Here is an 18,081-nt window from a genome sequence, read left to right as displayed (position 1 = left end):
TCAGAAGAACAGGTTCCGCACCACGACGAGCAGCAGGATCGCCACGCCGAGCGCGACCATCACGGCATCGAAGAACGTCGCGTTCCAGGACGGTGTCGGCACGTAGCGCGGCGCATAGGCGTATTCCGGGTTCTCCGCCTTGTGGCGGTTCACGCCCTCCCGGAAGCGGCTGTTCTCGAGCCGGCTGCGCGCATCGGCCAGCTCGTCCCTCTCCTCCGCCATGACGGACCTCCGCGACGGCAGAGGGAGGATAGCATGGGCGCCCGGCGGTGCGCCTCTTCCTGAGAAAGGAGCGTGCGGCAATCGGCGCCTGGCAAGCCCGCGCGGGTGTAGGCCGGCGCCGCTGCGCCCAGGCGAGGTCCATGCGGCCACGCATGCAACGATAGAAGCTTGACAACTTGTGTATTTCAACCTGTAGTAGCAGTATCACGCCTGCTCCGGGGGGATCCAGGTGCGTATCATCTGCGCGTTCGCGGCCAGCCTCGTTGTGGGCTGGGCGATGGGACAGTTGATGGCGGACGTCCCCAGGGCCTGGCCGCTCGTCGCGGCCATGGTCCTGGGGGGTCTGGCCCTGCCTTTCGCCTCCCGCCTCGGCGGGACGATGGCGAAGCCGACCATGCCCGCCGGTCAGGTCCAGCGACAGCGTGATGGCGGTCAGCCAGGATCCCGGTAGGGGATCTCCTCCTCCACCATCTTCCAGATCTGTCGTGCCGTCGGGCTGCGCTGCTCCTCCGCGATATGCGCGGCCAGCCCCGCCGAGCGCGACACCACGCTGACGCCGCGCATGATCGCCAGCGGCATCCCGATCTCGAGCAGCAGCGCCGCCAGCGCGCCCGTCGCGTTGATCGTGAGGTGCCGGCCATAGCCCGCGTCCACCGCGCGGCCGAGGCGCTGCAGCAACGCGACGTAATCGCCCTTTACCCCGGCCTCGGCGGCCACCTTGAACAGCCGCGGCGGCCGCGGGTCGTCGGGCTTGTGGAAGGGGTGGCCGAAGCCCGGCATCGGCTTCTTCAGCGTGCGGTGCGCCTGCACGACGTCGCGGCACCAGGCGTCCTGGTCGGCCTGCCCGATGCCCTCGGCCAGCAGCTTCGCACAGCCATCCATGGTGCCGGCGAAAACGTCGCCGACCGCGAGCAGCCCGGCCGAGATGCCGATCTGCACCTGGCTCGGCGCGCTGTCATAGGCCAGCCGCGCGATCAGTGAGGTCGGCGTCCAGCCATGGTCCATCAGCGTGACGAGGCAGGCGTCCAACACGCGCGTTTCCGTCGCGTTCGGCAGGCGGCCGCAGGTCAGCAGGAAGAAGACCTCGGTGAAGCTGTGCTTGCCGATGAGCTCCTCCACGAGGTCGTGGCCCTGGAAGCGGATCGAGCTCGCGTCGGATCCCGCGATGTTGGTGTGCATGGCCGTTCCCTGCAGCGCTTGTGGAAACAATGAAACACCTGCGGCCGACACCGGCGGCCGAGGCCTTGAATAGAGCTCGCGGCTTGTGCCACGAAGCCGAGCGCCGGAGGTGCGCTGGCGTCTGAAGGCCGAAATGCGCCAGCATTTCGGCGCACCGGTCTAGGTGGCGTCGCCGAAATCCAGCAGCTTCGTCTTGTACTCGCTGCGCCCGATGCTGCCGAAGGGGACCAGCGTGACCTTCACCGTGGCGACGAGCGCCGCGCGAACCGCGCGCTCGATCGCCTCCGCCAACCCGTCCTTCGCGGCGTCGCCCGCACCCAGTTCCACCTGCACCGGCAAGGGCGGTTCCTGCCGCACGCCGCGCGCGGTCGGCCTGATCAGGATCGCGCCGCTGACATGCGGCACGAAGCCCGCGACCACCGCGCGCACGGCGGAGGGGAACACGTTCACCCCGCGCACGATCACCAGATCGTCCGTCCGCCCGATGCAGCGCACGCGCGGCGTGGTCCGCCCGCAGTCGCAGCGCGAGTTCCACCACTGCACGTGGTCGCGCGATCGGAAGCGCAGCAGCGGCACGGCCTCGCGCGTCAGCGCGGTATAGACGAGCTCCCCGGTCGCGCCGTCCTTCTTCTCGACGGGTTCGCCGGTGGCGGGGTCCACCAGCTCGACGATCACGTGGTCGCCGCCGCAGAAATGCATGCCGGCCCTCGCCTCGCATTCGCCCCAGAGCGAGATCGAGACGTCGCCGATTCCCATGGCCTCGCAGACCTTCGCGCCGAAGGCCGCCTCCAGCCTGCCGCGGATCTCCGGCTCGCCGCCGCCGGGCTCGCCGGCGACGCAGATGTGCTTCACGCCGAGCGACGCTGCCTCGATCCCGCGCTCGGCCAGCAGTTCCGACAGATGCACGGCGTAGGACGGCGTGCAGAGCAGCGCCTCCGGCGTCAGCAGCTGCATCGCGCGGATCAGCCGCGCGGTCTGCCCGGTGCCGACGGGGATGTGGCAGACGCCGAGCGAGGCGATGGTGTCGAGCGCCGCGCCGGCGACGAAGGGCCCGGCGTTGTAGGAGCTGACCGCGCGCATGCCCTTGCGCAAGCCGGTCGCGGTGTAGGATCGCGACGACATCTCGATCCAGCCCGCCAGGTCTTTGGCCGTGACCGGCATGTAGCAGGGATCGCCCGTCGTGCCGCTGGTCGAGTAGATCCGCACGATCGTGCGGGGATCGGCGGCGAGGTGATCGCCGAAGGGCGGCGACGCGGCCTGGCTCGCGCGGATCTCGTCCTTCTCGGTGAAGGGCAGGCGGGGCAGGCCCTCGAGCCCGCCGCAGGCCGCGACGTCGTGGAAGCCCGCCGCGCGCAGCTTGCGCGCGTAGAAGGGCGAGCGGTCGAAGAGGTAGGCGAGCTGCCAGCGCAGCGCGATGTCGTCACGCTTGCGCTGCTGCGCGGGATCACGTGTCTCGACCTCGGGCTGGAACATCAGCGCCGGCTCCATTCGCGCAGAACCTCCTCCGTATGCTGGCCGAGGCCGGGCGGCGGGCGCGGCGGGCCGTCCTTCGCGACCGGCGCCCAGGGCATGCCGGCGGTCGCGATGCGGCGGCCGGAGCCCGGGGGATACTCCACCTCCGGCAGCATGCCACGCTGCGCGAGCTGATCCAGCGCCATGACCTCGGGCAGGGTGTTGATGGGCTCGGCGGGTATGCCGGCCTCGTCGAAGATGGCGAGCCAGACGGCAACGGGCCTGGTCGCCAGGATCGCCTCGATCGCGGGCAGCAGCGCCGCGCGGTTGGTGTTGCGGCCCGGCGGGTCGGCATAGCGGGGATCGGCGCCGAGCGCGGCGAAGTCGGGCAGCGCGACGAAGGCGGCCCAGGTCTTCTCGTTGGTGACCGCGATGACGATCTCGCGGTCGGCGCAGCGCACGGATTCATACGGCGCCATCAGCGGATGCGCGTTGCCCCAGCGCGCCGGCGCCTGGCCCGACATGCCCCAGGCCGCGACTGACTGGCCCATCAGCGCGACGACACCGTCGAGCATCGAGATGTCGAGATGGCGGCCTGCGCCCGTGCGGCCTCGTTCCATCAGCGCGCCCAGCACCGCGATCGTGGCGGACAGCCCGCCCATGGTGTCGGCAACGGGCGCGGCGGCCTTCACCGGCCGTCCGTCGCGCTCCCCGGTCTGCGCCATCAGCCCGCCCACGGCCTGCACCATGAGGTCGACCGCGGGGCGCTTCGCCATCGGGCCGCTCTGGCCGTAGCCGCTGATGGAGCAGTAGATCACGTCGGGCCGCACCCCACGCACCGCGTCGTAGTCGATGCCGAAGCGCTTCACGGTGCCGGGGCGGAAATTCTCCACGAAGACGTCGCAATGCGCGGCGAGCGCCAGGCACGCATCGCGTCCCTCGGGCTTGCGCAGGTCGAGCGCGACGGAGCGCTTGTTGCGGTTGTAGCCGATCAGCGTCGGACCGGCGTCACCGGCGAAGGGCGGGCCCCAGAAGCGCGTCTCGTCGCCGCGGCCGGGCTCCTCGATCTTGACGACGTCGGCGCCGAGGTCGCCGAGCACCATGGTGCAGAGCGGGCCGGCGAGCGCGCGCGTCGTGTCCAGCACGCGGATGCCGGCCAGCGGTCCCCCACTCACGCCTTCACCGTGAAGACCGGCATGAGGTTGCCGAGTTCCAGCACCCTGAACCCGACCTCGGCCTTCGCCCCGATCGCGACGGGCCCGCCTTGCAGCCGCGAGAACAGGAACACGCCTTCCTCCAGCTTCACGATCCCCACGGTGTAGGGCACCGAGCCCGCGAAGGCCGGGCTCGGCGCGCGATGCACCTCGGAGAACGAGTACACCTCGCCCCGCCCGCTCGCACGCTTCCACGCCAGCGCATCCGATCCGCAGTCGGTGCAGACGATGCGCTTGGGATGCAACGCGCGATCGCAGGCCGCACAGTGCTTGAGGCGCAGCTCATGCGCCTTCACGCCGTCCCAGTAGCCCACCGTCTCCGGCGAGGGCTGGTAGAGCCCAAGGAACCACTCGCCGGCCTTCAGTTCCAGCCCGCGCGACCAATCCGTGACGCGTTCCTCCATCACAGCGCGTCCTTCGTCAGGATCACGACGGAATGGCAGGCCAGCGGCCCGCCATGCATGTGCACGATCCCGGCCTTCGCGCCGGCAACCGCGCGCCCCTCCGGCCTGCCCTGCAGCTGGTCCACCACTTCCTTCAGGTTGTAGAGGCCCTGCGCGACCTGGCCGAAGCTGAGGTAGCCGCCGATCGTGTTGAAGGGCAGGCCACCCTCGAACGCGATGCCGCCGGATTGCACGAAGCGCCCGCCTTCGCCGCGCGGGCAGAAGCCCATCTCCTCCAGCATCATCAGGCAGGCATAGCTGAAGGGTGCGGAGGTCTCTGCCAGGTCCATGTCTGACGGCGTCAGCCCCGCCATCGCATAGGCCTGCTTCGCCGCGACGCCGGCGCCGGTCGCGACCAGGTCCGGCCCGTCCTCGAAGGGCGCGTAGCCCCAGCCGTTGAGGCGCTCGCCGACCCATTCATGCGTGTTGCACTGGCCAAATCCCGCAAGCCAGGTGCGTTCCTCGTGCCGTGCCTTCGCGATGTCGCCGCGGGTCAGCACGATCGCCGTCGCGATGCCGCCGGGATACCAGACCGCGCAGTCCAGCATGCGCAGCGGCGTCGCGATCATGCGGGAGTTCAGCACGTCCGCGATGGTGATCTCGCCCTTGTGGCGCATCGCGGCATGGGGGTGGTGCAGCGCCCATTTCCGGTTCTCGACCGCGACAACAGCGGCCTGCTCGGCCGTCACGCCGTAGTCGTGCATGTACCGGCAGAAGGTCTGCGCGTAGATCGAGGGCGTCGAGGGACCGTACGGGGCCTCGAACTGCAGGTCGCCTTCCCAGGCGGCGTTGGAGCCGACCTGGTCCATCCAGATCCCGCTCGCCTCGTTCGTCACGCAGAGCGCGCAGTCGATCACGCCGGACTGCAGCGCGGTCGCGGCGAGCTGCAGCGCGCCGAGCGAGCCGCCGCCATGCGACGACACCTCGCTGCTGAACATGGGCCCGATCTTGAGCTCGTTCAGCAGTGACTGGTTGTACTGCAGCACCATGTAGGATTGCGGCGTGCGCCCGGTGAACAGCGCGCCGACCTGGTGACGCCCGATCCCGGCCTTCGCCATCGCTTCCCGTGCCGCGACGGCAGCGAGCTGCAGCGGCGTCTTCGGCTCGGGGTCCGTCTTCCAGGCCATGGCGCGGCCGAGGCCCACGATCGCCGTCGCGCAGCGCATCCGATGAACCACGGCGCTACTCCACGCGCGCGCCGCTGTCGGCGACCACCTTGCGGTAGCGCTCGATCTCGGCGGCGATGAAGGGCATGAACGCCGCCGGCGCGGCGAAGAAGGGATCGGTGCCGGCCGCGGCGAAGCCCGCGATGATCTCGGGGCTCTCCAGCGACCGCCGCACGGCATCGGCGAAAACGTCCACGCGATCGGCGGGCATGCCCGCCGGCCCGAAGATGCCGAACCAGGACGTCATGACGAAGTCAGGAAATCCCTGCTCCTGCATCGTCGGCACGTCCGGCAGCCAGGCTGGGCGCGACGGCCCCGCCGTGGCCAGCACGCGCAACCGCCCGCCGTCGACATGCGGCTTCAGCGGCTGCCAGGGGTAGAACATCATCGAGGTCTGCCCGGCCAGCAGCTCCGCGAACAACTGCCCGCCGCTGCTGTAGGGCACATGGGTGATGTCGATGCCGGCCTGCTTCGACAGCGCCGAGCCCGACAGATGCGCCGTCGTGCCGATGCCCGAGGATGCGTAGTTGAGCTGCCCCGGCCGCGCCCGCGCGAGCGCCACGAGCTCCCCCACGCTGCGCGCCGGCAGGCTGGCTGGCACCACCAGCACCATCGGCTGGCTGGCCAGCCGCGCCACCGGCGTGAAGTCGGCGACGGGGTCGTAAGGCAGCGTGCGATAGAGGCTGACGTTGATCGCATGCGTCTGGCTGCCCGCGAAGAGCAGCGTGTAGCCGTCGGGCGCACTGCGCGCGACGGCCTCGGCGCCGACGATGCCGCCGGCCCCGCCGCGGTTCTCGACCACCGGTCGGTGGCCCAGCACGTCCCCAAGCGCGCCGGCCAGCTGCCGCGCCGCCAGGTCCGTGGCCGTGCCCGCGGCATAGGGCACCACGAGTTTCACGGGCCTGTCGGGATAGCGCCCCTGGGCCAGCGCGCCTGGCACGCGGGACGCCGCGCCGGCCAGCATGCCGAGACAGGCGAGACCGACGGGGCGACGCCGCAGCATGACCTTCCTCCTGGGACCTCTCGGCCCTGGACTTCCGCATTGCGGAAGTCTATCCGTTATGCGGAAGGACGCTGAACCTCTTCTCATGCCCCTGTCAACGAAGCTGCCCTGGCCGCAGCCGCTGTCGCGCCACGCCGACCTCCCGCGCGAGGAGTTGCGCACCCTCGCCAAGGGCCTTGCCGCCATCGAGGCCTTCGACGAGGCCCATCCCGCCATGACGCTGAGCGAGGTCGCGCGCCGCACCGGCATCAGCCCGGGCGCCGCGCAGCGCATCCTGCGCACGCTGACGAGCCTCGGCTATGTCGGCAGCGACGGCACGCGCTTCTCGCTGCGGCCGCGCGCGCTGCAGTTGGGCTATGCCTATCTCGCCTCGCTGCCGCTGGCGGCGATCGCGCAGCCGCTGCTGGGCGCGCTGTCGGCGCAGACCGGCGGGTCATCCTCGCTGGCGGTGCTGGACGAGGTCGCGGTGGTCTATGTCGCGCGCTCCTCGGCCCAGGCGCTCGCGCGGGACTACATGGCAGTCGGCACGCGGCTGCCGGCCCAGGCGACCTCGGTGGGGAAGGTGCTGCTGGCCGCGCTCCCCGCGGCCGAACGCGAAGCGCGCGTCGCCCGCATCGCGCCGGACCGCCTGACGCCGCACACCCTGGCGGACCCCGACGCGATCGGCGCCGCGCTCGATCGCGTGGCAGCGGAAGGCTTCGCGCTGAACGACCAGGAGACCGCGCTCGGCATGAGGTCCATCGCCGTGCCGGTGATGGCCGCTGGCCGCACCGTCGCCGCGCTCGGCATGAGTTCCGAGGTCGTGCGGACGACGCTCGCCACCATGAAGGAGGCCTGGCTGCCGGCCATGCGCGCCACCGCCGCGTCCATCGGCGCCGCGCTGGCGGGGCGGTAGGCGCAGCGCTGGAGGATGGCCGGCTAAAGGGCCGCGGCGAGCTGCGCCGGGCGCAGCGGCTTGTGCAGCACGCCGTCCATGCCGGCCTCGCGGCAGGCAGCGTCCGTCGCCTCGGACCGCTCCGCCGTCAGGCCGAGGATGCGCACATGCCCCCGTGCGCCCGCGAGCGCGCGGATGCGCCGCGTGGCGTCCATGCCGCCGAGCCGCGGCATCTCGAGATCCATCAGCACGAGGTCGAAGCCGCCCCCCGCCGCCGCGGCCACCGCCTCCTCGCCATCCGCGGCGAGCTCGACCTCATGCCCCATCCCGCGCAGCGCATGCATCGTGACCATGCGCACCACCGGCGTGTCCTCCGCCAGCAGGATGCGCAGCCCCGTGGCGACCGCGGGCGGCGGCGCCGCAGGGCTGGCGTTCGCCGCCGGCGCGGCGACGTCGAAGCGGAACTCGGTGCCGGTGCCGGGCTCGCTCTCGACCTCGATCCGCCCGTCCATCAGCGCGACCAGGCGGCGGCAGATCACCAGGCCCAGCCCGGACCCGCCGAAGCGGCGCGCCGTGGAGGCATCGGCCTGCCCGAAGCGCTCGAACAGCCGGGCCATCTGCGCCGGCGTCATGCCGATGCCGCTGTCGCGCACCGAGAACAGCAGCCGCCCCGGCGCAGCGCGCAGCACGACGGAGACCGCTGCCCCCGGCGAGAACTTGATCGCGTTGCCCACGAGGTTCAGCAGCACCTGGCGCAGCCGCCCGGCATCGCCCGTAACCTCCACCGGCACCTCCGGCCCGACCGAGGCGGAGAGCGCGACGAGCTTCGCCTCGGCCTGCGGGCGCAGCAGCGCCAGCACCGCGTCGAGCTCCGCCGCCGGCGAATAGGGCGCGTTCTCCAGTGTCACCGCCCCGGCCTCGAGCCGGGCATATTCCAGGCTGTCATTGACCAGCCGCGTCAGCTGGCCCGCGGCCTCGTCCATCATGCGCAGCCGCGTCGTGACCTTCGGCGGCAGGCCCGGCGTCGCGGCCAGCACGCCCGCCATGCCGACGATGCCCTGCAGCGTGTTGCGCAGCTCGTGGCTCATCATCGAGACCGCCTCGCTGCGCGCGCGGCTGCGCAGCAACGCCGTCGCCGCGGCCGCGACCTGGCGGAGCTGCGCCAGCTGTTCCGCCGTCGGCTCGTGCGGCTCGGTGTGAAGCAGGCAGAGCGTGCCGACCGGCAGCCCCGCGCTCGGCGCGAGCGGCATGCCGCAATAGGCACGGATGAAGGGCGGCCCGGTCACCAGCGGGTTGGCGGCGAAGCGCGGATCCGCCGACAGGTCGGGGATCACCAGCGGCTCCTCGCCCAGGATCGTCCAGGCGCAGAAGGCCAGGCCGCGAGGTGTCTCGGTCGCGCAGAACGGCCCGTCGCACGCCTTGAACCACTGCCGGTCGTCGTCCACGAGGCCGATCAGCGCGATCTCGTAGCCCGCGATGCCGCGGGCAAGCGCCGTCAGCGCCTGGAAGCCGGGCTCGCGAGCCGTGTCCAGCACGAGGAGCGCGTGCAGTTCGGCCAGGCGCTCGGCCTCCCGCGGATGGGAGGTGGCGGAGATCATGCGCCTATCTGCCGGGAGCGGCCGCTCACGGCAAGTTGTTGAGACATTATCGGACGCGCGTTTCCCCGAAATTCCGCAACCGCGACGCGAGACGAGGCGTCCCGGCCGGCGGCCGCCAGCCCAACAGCCGCAGCGCGTTCAGCGTGACCAGCACGGTCGCGCCGGTATCGGCCAGGATCGCCGGCCACAGTCCCGTCACCCCCGCGACCGTCGTCGCCAGGAACACCGCCTTCAGCCCGATCGCGATCGCCACGTTCTGGCGGATGTTCGCCAGCGTCGCGCGCGACAGCGCGACGAGATCGGCGATCCCGCCCAGGCGCCCGCCGAGCAGCGCGGCATCCGCGGTCTCCAGCGCGACATCGGTGCCGCCGCCCATCGCGACGCCGACATCGGCCGCCGCGAGAGCCGGCGCATCGTTGATGCCGTCGCCCACCATCGCGACGGGGCCGCGTGCCTTCAGCGCCGCGATCGCCGCGAGCTTGCCGTCAGGCAGCAGCCCTGCGCGCGGCTCGATGCCGAGCACGGCGCCGATCGCCGCCGCGGTGCGCGGGTTGTCACCGGTGAGCATCACCGTCGCGATGCCCATCCCCCGCAGCCGCGCCAGCGCCGCGGCCGCGTCGCGGCGGGGTTCGTCGCGGATCGCGACCAGGCCGATCGCGGCGCGGTCCGCCGTGACCACCGCCAGGGAGTGGCCCTCCTGCTCCAGCCTCTCGCGCTGGGCCTCCAGCGCGGGCGGCAGTGCGACGCCGCCTTCCGCCGCCCAGGCCGGGCTGCCGACGCCGATGCGCCGTCCTTCGACCGTCGCGGCGACGGCCTTGCCGGGGATCGCGGCGGCGGCACGCGCGGCGGGAAAGCCGATGCCGCGGCGCCGCGCTTCCTCGCGCAGCGCGCGGGCGAGCGGGTGGGAGGAGCCGGATTCCACCGCGGCGGCGAGGCGCAGCAGCTCGTCCTCCTCCACGCCGCCGGCCGTCGCGATCGCGACGATGCGCGGGCGGCCTTCCGTCAGCGTGCCGGTCTTGTCGAAGGCGATGGTCCGCGCGCCGCCCAGCGCCTCCAGCGCCGCGCCGCCCTTGACCAGCAGCCCGCGCCGCGCGCCGGCGCTCAGGCCCGACGCCATCGCCGCCGGCACCGAGATGACCAGCGCGCAAGGACAGGCCACCAACAGCACCGCCAGGCCGCGATAGACCCAGGTCAGCCATTCCCCGTCCACGAGCGGCGGCACGACCATGACCAGCGCCGCAACCCCCATCGCGCCTGGCGTCCACCAGGCCGCGAAGCGCTCGATGAAGCGCTGGGTGCGGCCGCGCGTCGCGGTCGCCTGCTCCACCAGGCTCGCGATGCGCGCGAGCGTGCTGCCCTCGCCAGCGGCGGTCACGCGCATAACCAGCGCGGCCTCGCCGTTCACGCTGCCGGCGACGAGGCGATCCCCGACCCCGCGCGCGACCGGCATGCTCTCGCCGGTCACCGCGCTCTCATCCAGCGCCGAGGCGCCTTCTGTCACCACGCCGTCGGCGGGCACGCGGTCGCCCGGCCGCACCAGCACGAGGTCGCCGATCGCGAGCCTCTCGGCCGGCACTTCCTCCGTCGTGCCGTCCGGCTTGCGCCGCAGCGCGGTGCGCGGCACCAGCGCGACCAGCGCCTTGATGCCCGCCCGCGCGCGGCCCGCCGCGACGCCTTCCAGCATCTCGCCCACCGCGAAGAGCAGCACGACGAAGGCCGCCTCCTCCGCCGCGCCGATCACGGTGGCGCCGAGGGCGGCCACGACCATCAGCGTCTCGATGGAGAAGGGGCTGCCCGCGCGGGCCAGCGCGACGGCGCGGCGGCCGAATGGGAACAGCGCGGCGAGCGTCGTACCGAGGTAGAGCGCATGGGACGCGGACGGCACGAGATGCGCCGCGATCCAGGCCGCAGCCACCAGCGCGCCGAGCATCCAGACCAGCCGCGCCCTGGCGGTGTTCCACCAGGGCGCGCCGTCCTCGTCATCGTCGTGATGGTGGTGATGGTCGCCCGCCGGCGGCTCGGTCGCCACGCCATAGCCCAGCGCGCGGACCTGCCGCGCCACGGCTTCGGGCTCGGTCTGGCCCGGGGCCAGGTCGAAGGCGAGGCTCCTGCCGAACAGGCTGACCGTGACACCCGAGACGCCGGGCAGGCGCTCCACCGCATGCGTCACCTTCGCGACGCAGGCCGCGCAATCCATGCCCTCGAGCCGCCAGTTCAGCCGCGTGGTGCTGTCCATGCGGCCCTTATGGGACTTCCAGCGACTGGAGGTTCAAGCCCGGAATCGCCATATAACCCGGCGATGACGAAAGCGCTCTCCATCGGCGACCTCGCCCGCGCCACCGGCGTGAAGGCGACCACCATCCGCTTCTACGAAGCCGAGGGCCTGCTGCCCGCGCCGCTGCGCACCGAGGGCGGCCACCGGCTCTATGCCCGGAAGCATCTCGACCGACTCGGCTTCATCCGCCACGCGCGGGAGCTCGGCTTTGGCATGGACGACATCAGGGAGTTGCTGCGCCTGGCCGACGCCGCGCCGGATGCGCCCTGCGAGGGCGCGGACGCCATCGCACGCCGCCATCTGGCCGCGGTGCGGGAGAGGCTGGCAAAGCTGCGGTCCCTGGAGGCCGAGCTCGAGCGGATGACGGCGCACCAACACGGCAGCGTCGCGACCTGCCGGGTGATCGAGGTGCTGGCCGATGCAGCGCATGGCCATTGCGCCGATCCCGCGCATGGCGGGGCAGGCGGCGCGGCGCCGTCTACCGCACGCGCAGCCCCGCGGCGTCGATGACGCGGGTCCATTTCGCGTCCTCGGCGCGGACGTAATCCGCGAAGGCGCCGGGCGCGAGGAAGAAGGCGCGGCAGCCCTGCGCGCCGAGCGCGTCCTGCACCGCCGGCTGCGCCAGCGCGCGCTCCAGCGCCGCGGAAAGCCGCGCCACCGCGGCCTCAGGCATGCCGGACGGGCCGACCAGCCCCCACCACGGCGCGATGGAAAAGCCGGGCAGCCCGGCCTCGATCAGCGTCGGCACGTCCGGCACCTGCGGCGCGCGCACCGGCGTCGTCACGCCCAGCAGCCCGATCCGTCCCGCCCGTGCATTCTCGAGCACGGTCGAGAAGGCGTCGAAGTAGTAGTCCACGCGCCCGCCGACGAGATCCGCCATCGCCGGTGCCGCGCCGCGATAGGGCACATGCGTCGCGGTGATCCCGGCGGCCGTGTTGAAGGCCTCGCCCGCCAGGTGGCTGGTCGAGCCCTGGCCGGAGGAGGCCATGTTGAAGCTGCCCGGCCGGGCGCGGGCCGCGGCGATGAAGCCGGGGAGCGTGTCGGGCAGGCCGTTGCGCACCACCAGCGCGAAGGGGCCGTCGCCGACCGGGCCGACGAAGCCGAAGTCGCGAGCGGGATCGAAGGGCACGTCGCGCTCGATGGCGGGGCGGTAGAAGGTGCCCGCGCCGGCGATCAGGATCGAATAGCCATCGGCCGGCGACTTCGCGACGTTCTCCGACCCGATCGCGCCGCCCGCTCCGGCGCGATGATCCAGCACCACGGATTGGCCGAGGTGCGGCGCCATCGCGTCGCCCACGATGCGCGCGATGTTCGACGTCGCGCCGCCCGGTGCCCAGGGCACGACAAGGCGGACCGGCCGCGCCGGGAAGCTCTGCCCGAGGGCCGGCAGCGGCAGCAGCGCCCCGGCAGCGAGAAGGCCGCGTCGTCGCATGGTCACGCCCTCCGCGGCCCGCGGCCCGGCGGATAGGGCCAGCGCGGGTCATTGAACTCCTGCATCTCCAGCCAGTAGCCCTCGGGGTCCCGGAAGAAGCAGGAATAGACGGTGCGCCCGCCCAGCATGTCGGGCGGCCCGTCGAAGGCGACGCCGCGCGCCTTGTAGTAGCGGTAGGCCGCCTCGACGTCCTCGACGAGGAAGGTGAACATCATGCCCTTCGTGCCGCGCGGACGCCCCGCCTTGTTGCAGACGCCGAGGAAGCCCGTCGGGCTGACCTGGAAGACGCGGCAGACGCCCTGGTCCAGCACCTGCGGCAGCTCCAGCACGTCGCGATAGAAGGCGGCGTGACGCTCGAGGTCGTCGGTGTAGAGCCAGACGACGTTCTGCTCGATGAAGGGCGGCTTCGCCATCGGTTCAGCCGCCGCTCCGCACCAGCCGCACGAGCTGCGCGACATGCTCGGGCGGCGTCTCCTTCTCGATCCCGTGGCCGAGGTTGAAGACGAAGGGACGCCCCCGCATCGCCGCCAGGATCTGCCGCGCCTCGGTCTCCAGGGCGATCCCACCAGCGACCAGCGACAGCGGATCGAGGTTGCCCTGCAGCCCCACATTCGCCGGCACGAGGGATGCCGCGAGGCGCGGATCCATCGCCGTGTCCATCGCGACGGTGTTGACCCCCGTGCGCTGCGCGTATTCGCCGATCAGCGGGCCGGCCAGGCGCGGGAAGCCGATCACCGGGATCGAGGGATGCACCCGCTTCACGTTCCGCACGATGGCCGCCGAGGGCTCGATCACCCAGCGCCGGAACTGACCTGGCGGCAGCATGCCGGCCCAGCTGTCGAACAGCATCACCGCCTCGGCGCCGGCCTCGATCTGCGCCAGCAGGTAGTCGGTGGTGGCGTCCACCAGCGTGCGGATCAGCCGGCCGAACAGCGTGGGGTCGGCATAGGCCATGCCGCGCGCGGTCCGGAAGTCCTTCGAGCCATGCCCCTCCACCATGTAGGCGGCGACGGTCCAGGGGCTGCCGGCGAAGCCGATCAGCGCGACCTTCGGCGCATGCGCCGCCAGCGCCGCGCGGGTCAGCCGCACCGTCTCGAAGATGGGCGCGGCGCGCTCGCGGACCTTGTCGAGCTCCAGCGAGGCGACCGCCGTCGCGTCGCGCAGCGGGTCCAGCACCGGCCCCTCGCCCTCGGCGAAGCGCAGCCCCTGGCCGAGCGCCCAGGGCACCATCAGGATGTCGGAGAACAGGATCGCCCCATCCATGCCGTAGCGGCGGATCGGCTGGATCGTGACCTCGGCCGCGAGGTCGGGCGTGGTGCAGAGCGCGATGAAGTCGCCGGCCTGCTTCCTGACCTCGCGGTACTCCGGGAGGTATCGCCCGGCCTGGCGCATCAGCCACATCGGCGGGGGCCACACGGCCTCCCCCGACAGCGCCCTGAGCAGCGGCTTGCGCGCCTCGCCCGTCGTACCGGCATCCATTGCGGGCGCCTCTGCCTCTGCCGCCAACCGAACCTCCAAGAGCCTCATTCCGTTCTGCGCATCGGAGTCACGTCTCCGGGCGATGCCCTTCGACGATCCGATGCGGGCCGGTTCCAGGCGCCGGCCCGGCCATCATCCCTAAAGACTTTGAATCCTTGAAGGGGGTGGAGTGCTATTGGGCCTGTGGGCATCGGGGATTGGCCCTCGCGCGTGCTTCATCCACAGGGTCTTCCACGCGAGATTCGAATGCCAAGCTGCTGACTCCGCCCGTGATTCCGGCCCCGTCCCGATCCCCCGGGCGATCCACCGGAATCTTCTCCCGCGTTCGGCCGGACGCGGCGTTTCCCCCGGCTTTCGCCCCCCCGGCCTTGACCGGGCCGGGTTTTCCCCATCATCCCCGTTTCCCGATAGGGAACGCCCATGGCCCAGACCCGCACGGTCAACCTCCATCTCGTCAGCGACAGCACCGGCGAGACCCTGAACTCCATCGCCCGCGCCACCCTCGCGCGCTTCGACGACCCGCATGTCGTGCATCACCGCTGGTCGCTGATCCGCTCCCGCCTGCAGCTCGACCGCGTGCTGGACGGGATCGAGGCCGAGCCCGGCCTGGTGCTCTTCACCGTCGCCGACCGCAGCCTGCGCCACGCGCTGGAGGAGCATTGCAACCGCCTCGGCGTCTCCTTCCACTCCGTGCTCGACCCCGTCATGGACCTCCTCCAGGCCGAGCTCGGCGAGCGCGCGCGGGAGAAGCGGGCCGCCCAGCACGTCATGGACGCCGACTACTTCCGCCGGATCGACGCCATGCACTACGTGCTCGCGCATGACGACGGCCAGGGCGCCGCCGGCATCGCCGAGGCCGATGTCTGCCTGGTCGGCGTGTCCCGCAGCAGCAAGACGCCGACCTGCTTCTACCTCGCCAACCGCGGCATCAAGGCGGCCAACGTCCCGATCGTCCCGGGCGCCGTTCTGCCCGACGAGCTCAACGACGCGCCCTGCCCGGTGGTCGGGCTGCATATCGAGGCCGGCGCGCTGATCGAGATCCGCCGCCACCGCCTGCGCCTGATCGGCGCGCATGGCGTGCGCCAGGACACCACGGACTATGTGGACCACGACGCCGTGAAGGCCGAGATCCAGAACGCGCGCCGGCTCTGCACCCAGCGCGGCTGGCCGGTCATCGACGTCACCCGCCGCTCGATCGAGGAGACCGCGGCGACCGTCCTGCAGCTCATGGAGGCCTGGCACGCGCGCCGGCGCCAGCCGACCCAGCCCCATGTCCCGGAGGACCCGGCGGCCGGCGTGCTCGGCGGCAACGCCCCGTGACGATCCAGGCCGAGGAGCCCGTCCTCGTCCTGGCGTCGCAATCTGCGGCGCGGCGCATGCTGATGGACCGCGCCGGGCTGCGCTTCGAGGCGCTGCCCGCCGCGGTGGACGAAAGCGCGATCAAGGAGGCCGCCCAGGCCGAGGGCATTCCGCCCGAGGACGCCGCCGTCATGCTCGCCGAGGCCAAGGCCGAGCGGATCGCCCGCCGCGTGCCCGACGCGCTGGTGATCGGCTGCGACCAGCTGCTGGTCTGCGACCACAGCTGGTTCGACAAGCCGCCCGACATGGCGGCCGCGCGCGCGCAGCTTCTGGCGCTGCGCGGCCGGACGCACCGCCTGGTCACCGCGACCGTCGCCTGGCGCGGCGGGGCGCGGATCTGGCAGGACGTGACCACCCCGCGCCTGACCATGCGCGACTTCTCCGACGCCTTCCTCGACGCCTATCTCGCCGCGGAGGGCGAGGCGATCCTGGGCTCGGTCGGCGCCTACCGGCTGGAGGCGATGGGCGTGCACCTCTTCAGCCGGATCGAGGGCGAGCACAGCGCGATCCTCGGCCTGCCCATGCCGAAGCTGCTGGGCTTCCTGCGGCAGCACGGGGTCTTGCGGGGGTAGCCTTACAATCCGGAATACTGCCCCGCGGCTCGATCATGCCATCATCGCAGCGTGCGGGCCTGGAACGCCGGCCGGCGCGCGGACTTTCCTTCGCTCCACCCAGCCCCGGAGCCCCCATGCGACCCCCGATCCGACACGCCATGCAGCCCTGGGTCCTGCTGCTTCTCCTTGTGACCCTGTCGGCCTGCGCGCCCGGTGCGATCACGCCCGGCAACGAGGGCTACTGCCCGCCGCCCTTCATGATCGACGCCGGCGGCTACTGCACCGCGGACCCGCCGCAGAACGACTGAGGTTGGCCCGGTCGGTCCGGCCGAGATCGTCCTGATCGCCTGGCGCGGCCCAGGCCGGGCGCGTGGCGGCGCGTCAGCCTCGCGCCCGCTCGTGGTGGTGCCAGAGTTGCCCGCCCCAGGTCAGCAGGATCAGCAGCGTCGCCGCGATGCCGGCGACGCCGTACAGCGCCGTGGTCGCGGGAAAGCCGATCCGCTCGATCAGCGGCCCCGCGATCATCAGCCCGATCGGCAGCCCGTAGACCGCCAGCGTGCGCATCCCCATGATCCGCCCGCGCAGCGCCGGCGCCATGCCCTGGAGCAGCAGCACCGAGATCGGCAGCACGCAAAACATCTGGATCGCCCCGATCACCAGCAGCAACGGCAGGCCCCAGGCGATGCTGCCGACCTGGCCGAAGATGATCAGCAGCGCGTGCCAGGCGATGCTGAAGACCAGCATCATCCGCGCCGGCTTCACCGCCGCCCCCATGCGGCTGAGCAGCAACGACGCGGCGATCCCCCCCGCCGCCACCGCCGCGGCCAGGCTGCCGAGCCCGGCCTGCGTCGTGCCGTAGACCTCCCGCGCGACATAGGGCAGCAGCCCCAGTGTGAAGGGGTAGCCCGTCAGGTTGACCAGGAAGGCGACGAGCATCGCGGCGAGTTGGACCGGTGCCTCCCACACGGCCTTTGCGGCCTGCCACAGGCCGCCCAGCGGCGATCCCGCCGCGCGCGGCGCGCGCTCCGCCGGACGCACGCCGAGAAGCAGCAGGATTCCCAGGAGGTAGAACGCCACGACCACGGGGTAGGCACCCGCCATCCCGAGCACGGCGACCATCCCGGCGCCCGCCAGCGCGCCGCCGATGCGCGCGGAATCCGTGGTGATGCGCGACAGGCTGATCGCGCTCATCAGCCGGTCGTTCTGCACGATCTCGCCGATCAGCACGGTGCGGAGCCCGGTGTCGGATGGCCGGATCATCCCCGCCACGGCCGCCACCGCCAGTACCAGCACCGGCGACAGCAGGCCGCCCAGCGCCAGCGCCATCAGCAGCGTTGCGAACAGTGCGAAGGAAGCGCGCATCAGCATCAGCACGCGCCGATGCCCCATCGCATCGCCGGCCAGGCCGAACAGTGGCGCCACCAGCGTGCCGAGGAACTGCAGCGCACCGAACAGCGTGACCAGCACGACGGATTGCGTCTCGACCGCGATGTACCAGCCGAGGATCACGGTCTCCATCTCGAAGGCCCATGACGTCGCGAGGTCGGCCAACCACTGGTAGCGGTAGCTACGGACCCGGAAGGGCGACGTCGCCCCGATCCAGCGCGACGGCGTCATGCCGCCGCGTCCCGGTCATCCCTGGGGATGGCGTTCCTCCTCGCGCCGGCGTGGCGTGATGCACGCGAGCTTCGCGCAGCCGCCCTCACGCGTCGAGGGTGGCGGGCGTTACACGCGCGTCGCGCCGGGATCGCCGCCGGGCGCGGCCACGGACGCCTGCGCGGCCTGGCTGCGCGCGCAATTCGCCTGACCGGCGACGCGACCGGCGCGGCAT

The 18,081-nt window shown here is 72.2% G+C and carries 19 protein-coding genes; 6 read left to right on the top strand and 13 right to left on the bottom strand.

Features of this window, described 5'->3' with window-relative positions; all coding sequences use genetic code 11:
• From ACLF3M_RS17860 to ACLF3M_RS17830, 7 genes are all read right to left on the bottom strand, one after another.
• Nucleotides 1-222, bottom strand: a complete 222-nt coding sequence (locus ACLF3M_RS17860; RefSeq protein WP_430658317.1) for a hypothetical protein — start codon at nt 220-222, stop codon at nt 1-3.
• Between the two features lie 432 nt (nt 223-654).
• Nucleotides 655-1,401 (bottom strand): citryl-CoA lyase, encoded by a 747-nt coding sequence (locus tag ACLF3M_RS17855; RefSeq protein ID WP_430658316.1) that lies wholly within the window; start codon nt 1,399-1,401, stop codon nt 655-657.
• A 159-nt stretch (nt 1,402-1,560) separates the two neighbouring features.
• Entirely contained in the window at nt 1,561-2,889 is a 1,329-nt protein-coding gene (locus ACLF3M_RS17850) for a phenylacetate--CoA ligase family protein (protein WP_430658315.1), read from the bottom strand.
• A complete protein-coding gene (locus ACLF3M_RS17845) occupies nt 2,874-4,028 on the bottom strand; it encodes a CaiB/BaiF CoA transferase family protein (RefSeq protein ID WP_430658314.1) in 1,155 nt (384 codons plus the stop codon). Before ACLF3M_RS17845 ends, ACLF3M_RS17850 begins: the two co-directional genes overlap by 16 nt.
• Complete coding sequence (locus ACLF3M_RS17840) at nt 4,025-4,471, bottom strand: Zn-ribbon domain-containing OB-fold protein (protein ID WP_430658313.1); 447 nt, start codon at nt 4,469-4,471, stop codon at nt 4,025-4,027. The genes ACLF3M_RS17845 and ACLF3M_RS17840 overlap by 4 nt, the downstream gene beginning before the upstream one ends.
• Entirely contained in the window at nt 4,471-5,688 is a 1,218-nt protein-coding gene (locus ACLF3M_RS17835) for a thiolase family protein (protein WP_430658312.1), read from the bottom strand. Before ACLF3M_RS17835 ends, ACLF3M_RS17840 begins: the two co-directional genes overlap by 1 nt.
• Before the next feature lie 4 nt (nt 5,689-5,692).
• Nucleotides 5,693-6,679, bottom strand: a complete 987-nt coding sequence (locus ACLF3M_RS17830) for a Bug family tripartite tricarboxylate transporter substrate binding protein (RefSeq protein WP_430658311.1) — start codon at nt 6,677-6,679, stop codon at nt 5,693-5,695.
• A gap of 85 nt (nt 6,680-6,764) precedes the next feature.
• Here ACLF3M_RS17830 and ACLF3M_RS17825 point away from each other — a divergent pair, with 85 nt between their 5' ends.
• The gene (locus tag ACLF3M_RS17825) at nt 6,765-7,574 is read left to right on the top strand and encodes an IclR family transcriptional regulator domain-containing protein (RefSeq protein WP_430658310.1); all 810 of its coding nucleotides are present in this window, start codon (nt 6,765-6,767) and stop codon (nt 7,572-7,574) included.
• A 23-nt stretch (nt 7,575-7,597) separates the two neighbouring features.
• Here ACLF3M_RS17825 and ACLF3M_RS17820 read toward each other — a convergent pair whose 3' ends face one another.
• Both ACLF3M_RS17820 and ACLF3M_RS17815 read right to left on the bottom strand, forming a co-directional pair.
• Nucleotides 7,598-9,151 carry an ATP-binding protein gene (locus ACLF3M_RS17820; RefSeq protein ID WP_430658309.1) on the bottom strand — a complete coding sequence of 518 codons (1,554 nt, stop codon included), beginning with the start codon at nt 9,149-9,151 and terminating at the stop codon, nt 7,598-7,600.
• A 46-nt stretch (nt 9,152-9,197) separates the two neighbouring features.
• Complete coding sequence (locus ACLF3M_RS17815; RefSeq protein WP_430658308.1) at nt 9,198-11,387, bottom strand: heavy metal translocating P-type ATPase; 2,190 nt, start codon at nt 11,385-11,387, stop codon at nt 9,198-9,200.
• Between the two features lie 63 nt (nt 11,388-11,450).
• Between ACLF3M_RS17815 and ACLF3M_RS17810 the strand changes: the two genes are divergently transcribed.
• On the top strand, nt 11,451-11,936 hold the full coding sequence (locus ACLF3M_RS17810) for a MerR family transcriptional regulator (protein ID WP_430658307.1): 486 nt from the start codon (nt 11,451-11,453) through the stop codon (nt 11,934-11,936).
• Here ACLF3M_RS17810 and ACLF3M_RS17805 read toward each other — a convergent pair.
• From ACLF3M_RS17805 to hemE, 3 genes are read right to left on the bottom strand one after another with little or no spacing between them, the layout of a single operon-like run.
• Nucleotides 11,905-12,858, bottom strand: a complete 954-nt coding sequence (locus tag ACLF3M_RS17805; RefSeq protein WP_430658306.1) for a Bug family tripartite tricarboxylate transporter substrate binding protein — start codon at nt 12,856-12,858, stop codon at nt 11,905-11,907. The two genes, ACLF3M_RS17810 and ACLF3M_RS17805, sit on opposite strands and share 32 nt — an antisense overlap.
• 2 nt (nt 12,859-12,860) lie before the next feature.
• A complete protein-coding gene (locus ACLF3M_RS17800) occupies nt 12,861-13,271 on the bottom strand; it encodes a VOC family protein (protein WP_430658305.1) in 411 nt (136 codons plus the stop codon).
• 4 nt (nt 13,272-13,275) lie between these two features.
• Nucleotides 13,276-14,337: a uroporphyrinogen decarboxylase gene (hemE, locus tag ACLF3M_RS17795; protein WP_430658304.1), complete on the bottom strand. Its 1,062-nt coding sequence runs from the start codon at nt 14,335-14,337 to the stop codon at nt 13,276-13,278.
• Between the two features lie 420 nt (nt 14,338-14,757).
• Here hemE and ACLF3M_RS17790 point away from each other — a divergent pair, with 420 nt between their 5' ends.
• The 3 genes from ACLF3M_RS17790 to ACLF3M_RS17780 all read left to right on the top strand — a co-directional run bounded on the left by ACLF3M_RS17790 (nt 14,758) and on the right by ACLF3M_RS17780 (nt 16,558).
• Complete coding sequence (locus tag ACLF3M_RS17790) at nt 14,758-15,657, top strand: pyruvate, water dikinase regulatory protein (RefSeq protein ID WP_430658303.1); 900 nt, start codon at nt 14,758-14,760, stop codon at nt 15,655-15,657.
• Nucleotides 15,654-16,268 carry a Maf family protein gene (locus ACLF3M_RS17785; RefSeq protein WP_430658302.1) on the top strand — a complete coding sequence of 205 codons (615 nt, stop codon included), beginning with the start codon at nt 15,654-15,656 and terminating at the stop codon, nt 16,266-16,268. The genes ACLF3M_RS17790 and ACLF3M_RS17785 overlap by 4 nt, the downstream gene beginning before the upstream one ends.
• Nucleotides 16,269-16,384: 116 nt before the next feature.
• The gene (locus ACLF3M_RS17780) at nt 16,385-16,558 is read left to right on the top strand and encodes a hypothetical protein (RefSeq protein ID WP_430658301.1); all 174 of its coding nucleotides are present in this window, start codon (nt 16,385-16,387) and stop codon (nt 16,556-16,558) included.
• 73 nt (nt 16,559-16,631) lie between these two features.
• On the opposite strand, the gene ACLF3M_RS17775 is transcribed toward ACLF3M_RS17780, so the two are convergent.
• Nucleotides 16,632-17,867, bottom strand: coding sequence for an MFS transporter (locus tag ACLF3M_RS17775; protein ID WP_430658300.1), 1,236 nt, complete (start codon nt 17,865-17,867; stop codon nt 16,632-16,634).
• Here ACLF3M_RS17775 and ACLF3M_RS17770 point away from each other — a divergent pair.
• Nucleotides 17,866-18,057, top strand: a complete 192-nt coding sequence (locus ACLF3M_RS17770; RefSeq protein ID WP_430658299.1) for a hypothetical protein — start codon at nt 17,866-17,868, stop codon at nt 18,055-18,057. The genes ACLF3M_RS17775 and ACLF3M_RS17770 overlap by 2 nt on opposite strands.
• Nucleotides 18,058-18,081: the final 24 nt, after the last annotated feature.

Source organism: Falsiroseomonas sp. HW251 (genome assembly GCF_050563545.1).
Lineage (GTDB): Bacteria > Pseudomonadota > Alphaproteobacteria > Acetobacterales > Acetobacteraceae > Falsiroseomonas.
Note: the sequence above shows the minus strand (reverse complement) of the source record. Positions and strands in the feature narration are given on the sequence as shown.